Origin of the sequence: Archangium sp. (assembly GCF_036389735.1) — a bacterium.
GTDB lineage: Bacteria > Myxococcota > Myxococcia > Myxococcales > Myxococcaceae > Archangium.
Genome location: NZ_DASVWK010000776.1, coordinates 1 through 6848 on the forward strand (window position 1 = coordinate 1; position 6848 = coordinate 6848).

Sequence of the window (6848 nt, forward strand, 5' to 3'; positions counted from 1 at the left end):
CACGCAGGCCAACACCTCCACCGCGAAGGTCCTTCGTAGCAGCCCTGCCCAGTCCACTCGCGCCCTCCGCTCCTTCCTCGTTTCCTGCCTCGCAGCTGCCTGGGGCTCCACGCTCGCCTCCTCCTCTCCTGCTTGGGGGACCAGAAATGGCCGCAGTCGCGCGCCTGGAGCGAAGACGCCGTGGAACCTTGTGAGGTTTGCCCGAGGCGGAGGCACCAGGGACGCCACACGCCGTAACAGTTCCAGCCCGGTGAAGAGCAGGTGCGTCGTACCGTCCGGCAGCGGGCGCTTCATTTGGTAGGCGATGCGGCCATCCTCCGCTCGTGACAAACGCTCCAGCGCCAGTGCACCGCGCGCCCCGTAGCGGCATAGCCGCTCCAGACCCTGCCTGTCGTTGGCGTGCAGGTGCGTGTTGGCGTGCAGGGAGAAGCCCTCCAGGAAGGCGCATCGGGGCTGCTTTCGGGGAGGGGGCCGCACGTCCACCTCCGTCCCGCCGTCACATGCGCCTCATACAGCACCGTCCCCTCCGGCTGCCTTCGCCGGTACGCCCACCCGTGCGTTCCCACCTACCCCTCCCCAGCCACACCTCGCCAGGGCACACGCTACCGTTCGCCTCCCACGAGCCCCCGTGGAGCCCCTGCCTGCTTGTGGGATCGGGACCTATGAGAGCAAGCTACAGCAGACCCGCGCTGGAGGCGGCAGGTTCGATTCCCGCCTCTTCCAAGGGAGTGCGGTAGGTTCGCGCCACCTCATGCGTGACCTTTCAACTCCTCCCTCTCCCACCCCGGCCACTCGGGAAGGACGTGCCAGCGGTTGGATCGGCGTGCTCTGTGTGCTCGCGGTGCTGGCGCTCTGCGTGGCCCTGGTCCCCGACTACTGGCGCGCTCGAGGCTTTCCGCTCGATGACGCGTGGATCCACGCCGTCTACGCGCGCTCCGTGGCCCGGGGAGATGGGCTCAGCTACAACCCTGGTGTGCCCGCCACGGGCGAGACGTCCCCACTGTGGGCCGTGGTGCTCGCCGTGGCGCATCTGGGGAACGCGGACGCGGCGAGGGCCGTGCTCGTCACCAAGCTGCTGGGCTTCCTGCTGCATGCGCTCACCGCCGCAGGCCTGTACGTGGTCTTCCGGGAGTCGGGCCGGCGTTGGGCCGCGAGCGCGGCGCTGCTCGTGCTGGTGAGTCCACACCTGGTCGCCGCCAGCCTCTCCGGCATGGAGGTGCCCCTGGCGACGTGCGTGGCGGTGGGGTTCCTGCTCGCCCTGCGCTCGGAGCGGTCCGGGCCCTACGTGCTCTGCGGCGTGCTCGGCCCCCTGGCACGTCCTGAGGTGGGCCTCTTCCTCTTCCTCCTGCCGCTCGTCGTCCGGCCCCAGCCCGGGTGGAAGCCCGTCCTCCGGCGTTGGTTCCATGCGGGGGTGGGCGTGGCGCTCGGTGGGGGCGCCTGGGCCTTGTGGAACCTGCATGCCTCGGGCAGGCCGCTGCCCGCGACGTTCTACGCCAAGGTGGGCACCTCGAATCAACTGCCCCTGCTGGCCACGCAATGGGCGGGCTTCTTCCGGTTGGTGCCGGAGCTCTCCTGGCCCGGACCGGTGTTCGCGGCCCTGGTGGTGGTGGCCGGGGGCGTGCTGGTGTTGCGTCGCGTGCCCCCCACCAGCCCCGAGCGTCTGGCGGCCGGACTCGTGGGGGTGGCCCTGGTGTTCTGCTCCGTCTCGCAGGCGCTCCTGCGGCACCCCGCATCGCAGATCTTCTATACGCAGCGCTACCTGCTGCCCGCCATTCCCTTCCTCCTCGCCGCCCCGCCCCTGCTGCTGGGACGGTGGCTCGAGGCCCGCCTGGCGACGCGAGGCCCGTGGCTGGCCACCGCCCTGGCCGTGCTCCTGCCGCTCGCCCTGGCCACGGGGCTCCCCGCTCGCCTCACCCGGCTCGAGAACGACGCCCACAACATCGACGACCTTCAGGTCCAGGAGGGCCGATTCCTGGCGAAGGCCTCGCCCGGCGACGTGGTATGGGCGCTCGACGCGGGAGCACCGCGCTTCTTCGGTCAGGCCTTCGTGGTGGACATGATCGGGCTCAACACCCCCGAGCTGCTGACGGAGGGAGCCCAGGCCTACCTCGACCAACACCCGCCCCGTTTCATGGAGTGGACGCAGGGCTGGGCCTCCATCCAACCCGACGACCGAAGCTCCGGAATGCGCGGCGTCCATCGCTTCCAGACGACCACCGACTACACCGTCACCCGAGAGCAGTCCGCGGCCCGACGCTTGTTGCTGGAGTGCGCGCCGGGCACGGGCGGGGTCTACGCTCGCCCACCACTCCGCTGGCGCTACACGTGCGCGACGCTCCACCACGAATCCAACTGACTTGACACACGGAGTGGATAAGCTGGTGTAGACTGTTTTCCCGAGAAGAACTGAATTCCTCAAAGGTGCCCTCATGAGCAACTCCTCCATCGGCTCAAGGCTCTCGGCCGGACTGGCCGCGGCGCAGCAGGCAGCCCGGCGCGCCGCGGAGGCCGCACAACGTGCCGCCGAGGCCGCCGCCCGCCGGGCCGCGGCGCAGGCCAACGCAGCGCAGGCCGCCGCTCAGCCCGCCGCTACCAAGGCCGCCGCCGCGCAGGCCGCCCCTCGGGTCCGGGAGGTCGCCCAGCAGCACGTCGCGCAGCTCGTCGAGCAGGTCCGCGCGGAAACGGCGCCGGTGAATCTGAAGGGAGAGGCGGACGTGGGGGGCGTGCGCCACGCGGGCGGCTTGTCGCCCTCGGAGCTCGAGGCCATGCTCCATGACAACAAGCTGCCCACCTATGACGTGCGCGGTGCCAACCGCCACATGGAGGGCTTCCGGTACGCCGAGGAGGGCGCTGGCACCTCCCTGGTGGACTCCATCGTCGCCATGGAGCTCAACGGGGGCCGGGTCGACCTTGGCAAGGACAACGCCCTCAACTGCACGCAGGCCGCCGTCGTGGCGCAGGACTACTTCAACGACCAGAACCCCCCCGTCGAGTCGGAGATCGTCGTCGGGGATGAGCACGCGGTGCTCCGCATGCAAGACGGGCGCTACTACGATCCGTCCCGGGCGATCCTCGGAGAGGATCCGTTCCTCACCCCCGAGCAAGCGGAACCGTACGAGGGCGTGGATGGGGTCAGCGTAGCGGAGCGGGAGGAGATGGCCGCTTCCTCGCGCCAGGCGATGGAGGCGCTTCCGCCCGGCGCGTCCGAGGCGGAGCGAAGGCGTGCGGGCACGGTGGCCGCGCGTCGCGAGGCCGGGACTCTCGGCAGCGACGGTCAGGCCGGCGAGGTTTCCGCGAACCAGCTCGCCAACGGGTTCGGCTGGGATGACATCACCGATCCCATCAAGGACGTGGCGGGGGCCGTGGCGGGCGGGGTGGCGGATATCGTCACGGATGCGGGCACGTTCGTGGCGGACGCGGGGGCCGGCACCATCGACTTCGTCGGAGACGTGGCGGAGGGGGGATGGAATGCCGTCTCCGACGCCGTCCAGATCGCGAGCGAGCAGGGGCTGAAGCTCACCGGTGAACTGAGGACGAAAGCGCGTGAGCTTGCCCGTGACGGCCTGCTCGGTCCCCTGAACATCGGAGGCAACGTCAACGAACTCGGCGTCGGTGACAAATACACCTTCGCCGTCGGTGGTGAGGTCTCCGCTGGCCCCTCGGTGGAAGCGGCCGGAGAGATCTCCATCGAGCGGACCCAGGAGAATGGCCAGGACACGTACACCTTGGAGGCCTCGCTCGAGGTGGACATCGGCCTGACGATCCCGGGCGCCCAGGTCAGCGTGGGAGTTGGCGGCAAGGTGGAGTATCAGTTCGACAACCCCCAGGATGCCGCGCGCGCCGCCGAGATCATCGCCATGGCCGCCAGCGCGAAGGCCATGGGCGCCACTCCTGGCTTCCAGCCGCTCTCGGACGCGATGATGCCCGGCCAGGAGGACATGGACTTCCTCAACGGCCACATGTCGGCCGTGGAGCTCAGCGGCGACGCGGCGATCGGCGTGGCGGCCGAGATGGGAGTCGGTGACGCCTTTGGAGCCAGCGGCTCGGCCGGAGTCGGTGGGACGCTTCGTGTCGAGTTCGAGGGCGGCCAGCCGTCCTTCGTCGAGATCAAGGCCAAGGCGGAGCTGGAGGCCTCGGGGGATCTCACGGTCCCCCTGGCGGGCGAGCTCGGCGGGGATGGCCTCACCGCGACCGGTGGCGAGATCGAGGGCAGCGCCGAGGTGGAGCGGACGTGGCGGTACCCCGTCAAGCCTGGCACCACGATGGGCGATCTGCTCAGCGACCCGCGTGGCAGCATCGACGGCGCGCAAGGGCAGGTGTCGACGAAGATCACCCTCGAGCTGTCAGGGAGCGCTGGGGAGGGTGAGAGGGGCGTGAAGGTAGAGATCGACGTCAGCGGCATTCCGCCCGAGGAGCTCGACGGCTACCTCCTGGAGGCCTCGCGCGGCAACCCGTATCCCCTGATCCAGGCGGTCCAGGGCCAGCCCCGGACCGAGGAGCGCTACGTCGACAGAGGCTTCGACGAGGACCCGAAACTGACGATCGGTGGTCAGGGTTTCGAGCTCCACGTGCAGTCCGAGATCCGCGACGTCGAGGAGAGCAGCGCGTCCTGAACCGGGATCCGATAACCCTGATGGCCTCAAGCGCGTGCTGACCGCTTGAGCAGGGGCGCGAGCTGATCCATCAGCGCGGGGGGAACGCCCCGAGACTCGAGGAACCCGGGAGTGACCGCGGGGTCGACGAACCACGGGAAGAGCGCTCGGGGGTCGTACAGGCCATCGATCAGCGCCGTGGCCATCGCGGGCACGTGGTGCGCCGAGACGAGGACGGCCTGCTGGTGGGGCGCCGGAGGCATGAGCAGGCCGGCCGTCACCCCCATCGCGTACTGGCCATGGTCCCGCCAGAAGTCCTCGAAGGTCCGCTGCATCCACTCCGCGGTGAAGGGTCGCCCGGCGTGCTCCCGGATACGGCCCCGGTAGAAGTCCGCCATGTGGGTCGCGTTGTTGCCGCCCTGCGCGGCCAGCGGATCATGCAGCATGACGGCGTCGCCCAGGCCGAGCACCACCTTGCCGGAGGCAAGCCGCCCGACTGGCTGGCGGACGGTGGGCGTGAGGCTGCCGCGAAGCCAGCACTGCTCGCTGTTGAGCTCCGCCTCCTTCAAGTCCTCCAGCTGCCAGGGGATGAGCGCGCGGATGGTTTGCTGACACGCCTTCAGCAGCTCGTGGCCCGACAGCTCGCGAGGGAATTGATCGAGCGGTCCTCCCGGGATGCCCTCGATGAGCAGGAAGCGTCCCTTGAGCTGCTCCCGGCTGTAGAACGGGGTGATGATTACCTCGCCCATGCGGGGCAGGATCCGGATGGTTCCGCTGCGGAGATCGGGCCGGAAGTTCTTCAGCAGCAGGCCGATGATGTGGCGCTGCGGCCGGTCGAATGGGCTGCGCTGGGGATCTCGCGCGAACAGGCTGGAAAGCGAGCCCTTCCCGGTGGCGACCACGACGAGGTCATGGCCAGCCGTGTGCTTGTCGAGGTCTTCCGGTGTCGCGAGGGGAACGACGCGAACCGCCGCGCCGCGCCGCTCCAGCTCCCGCATCCACCGCGAGTTCTTCAGCCGCTGATCGACGCCCCGGTGGGGCCGTGGCACGGGCGGGGCGATGTGCAGCCCGACACCACCATCGGGGTTGATCAACTCGAGGATGGCGCCCTCTCCCCGAGTCATCCCGTCTTCCCAGTTCGGAAGCCCCAGCGCGGCTTCCTTCTTCACCGCGTCCTCGAAGAGCCCCATGCCCGAGGGCAACCTGCCATTCAGAATCCCCTCGCTCGTCTGATCCGAGAAGAGCGTGACCTCGTGTCCATCCTCGAGCAGACCGAAGCCCAGGAAGAGCCCCGCCTGACCCGCGCCAACAATCGCGATATTCGCCATGCGGGAGATCGTATCCGGGCCATCCGTGTGATTCCTTATGACGAAGAACGGCAGTGGTCTGGACGAAAAGGGGCAGTCCGGGCCTCGGGAGCGGCGACGCTTCGGAAGGGGCGCACACCGGATTCTTCTCTGAAAAACGCCTGGGCGCCCGTGGGGCGGATAGCCGAGCGAGCTGTGGCGGCCACCTGCGGACCCCTTCGATCTCAGCGCAAGGTCGTGCCCGTCAGGTCGTACACCTCCTGGATATTGCGCAGCGTCTCCCGGAAGTTGATCTCCAGATCCTTGAGCTGACCGGTGCGCATGTCGAACACCCAGCCGTGCACCGTGGGGTAGCCACGATCCAGGAAGGACTGCTGCACCGCGGCCGTCTTGATGATGTTGATGCACTGCTCGGTGACGTTGAGCTCCACGAGGCGGTCATAGCGCTGGACCTCGTCCTTGTAGGTGTCCAGCTCGCCCTTGTGCAGGCGGTACACGTCGCGGATGTTGCGCAGCCACGGATTGAGGATGCCCAGATCCTTGGGTTGCATGGCCGCTCGCACACCGCCGCACCCGTAGTGGCCGCACACGATGATGTGCTTCACGTCGAGGTGCCGGACACCGTAGTTGATGACCGACATCACGTTCAGGTCGACGTTGTTGACCAGGTTGGCGACGTTGCGGTGCACGAACACGTCGCCGGGCGCCAGGCCCATGATCTGATTCGCCGGCACCCGGCTGTCGGAGCAGCCGATGTAGAGGAAGTCCGGGTGCTGCTCACGCGCGAGCCGGTTGAAGAACTCGGGATCGGCGCGGAGCTGCTCCTCGGCCCAGCGGCGGTTGTTCTGGAAGATCTGCTCGTAGGGGGTCACGGTCGAGGGCTCGCGGCTGACACGGTGCGGCCCATTCCACACCGGCCGGACACGCGACGGGCGTCCGGCGGGGCTAC

At 68.9% G+C, this 6848-nt stretch carries 5 protein-coding genes; 2 read left to right on the forward strand and 3 right to left on the reverse strand.

Annotation, left to right across the window (positions count from 1 at the left end; all coding sequences use genetic code 11):
• The coding region (locus VF794_RS27575; RefSeq protein WP_331115465.1) for a transposase at positions 1-477 on the reverse strand (477 nt) is incomplete at its 3' end.
• A gap of 346 nt (positions 478-823) precedes the next feature.
• Here VF794_RS27575 and VF794_RS27580 point away from each other — a divergent pair.
• Positions 824-2356, forward strand: a complete 1533-nt coding sequence (locus tag VF794_RS27580; protein WP_331115467.1) for a hypothetical protein — start codon at positions 824-826, stop codon at positions 2354-2356.
• A 73-nt stretch (positions 2357-2429) separates the two neighbouring features.
• Positions 2430-4613, forward strand: a complete 2184-nt coding sequence (locus tag VF794_RS27585; protein ID WP_331115469.1) for a hypothetical protein — start codon at positions 2430-2432, stop codon at positions 4611-4613.
• Positions 4614-4639: 26 nt separating this feature from the next.
• On the opposite strand, the gene VF794_RS27590 is transcribed toward VF794_RS27585, so the two are convergent.
• Together VF794_RS27590 and VF794_RS27595 are read right to left on the reverse strand one after the other, a co-directional pair.
• Positions 4640-5920 carry a styrene monooxygenase/indole monooxygenase family protein gene (locus VF794_RS27590; protein ID WP_331115471.1) on the reverse strand — a complete coding sequence of 427 codons (1281 nt, stop codon included), beginning with the start codon at positions 5918-5920 and terminating at the stop codon, positions 4640-4642.
• Between the two features lie 203 nt (positions 5921-6123).
• Positions 6124-6813, reverse strand: a complete 690-nt coding sequence (locus VF794_RS27595) for a carbonic anhydrase (RefSeq protein WP_331115473.1) — start codon at positions 6811-6813, stop codon at positions 6124-6126.
• Positions 6814-6848 lie beyond the last annotated feature (35 nt).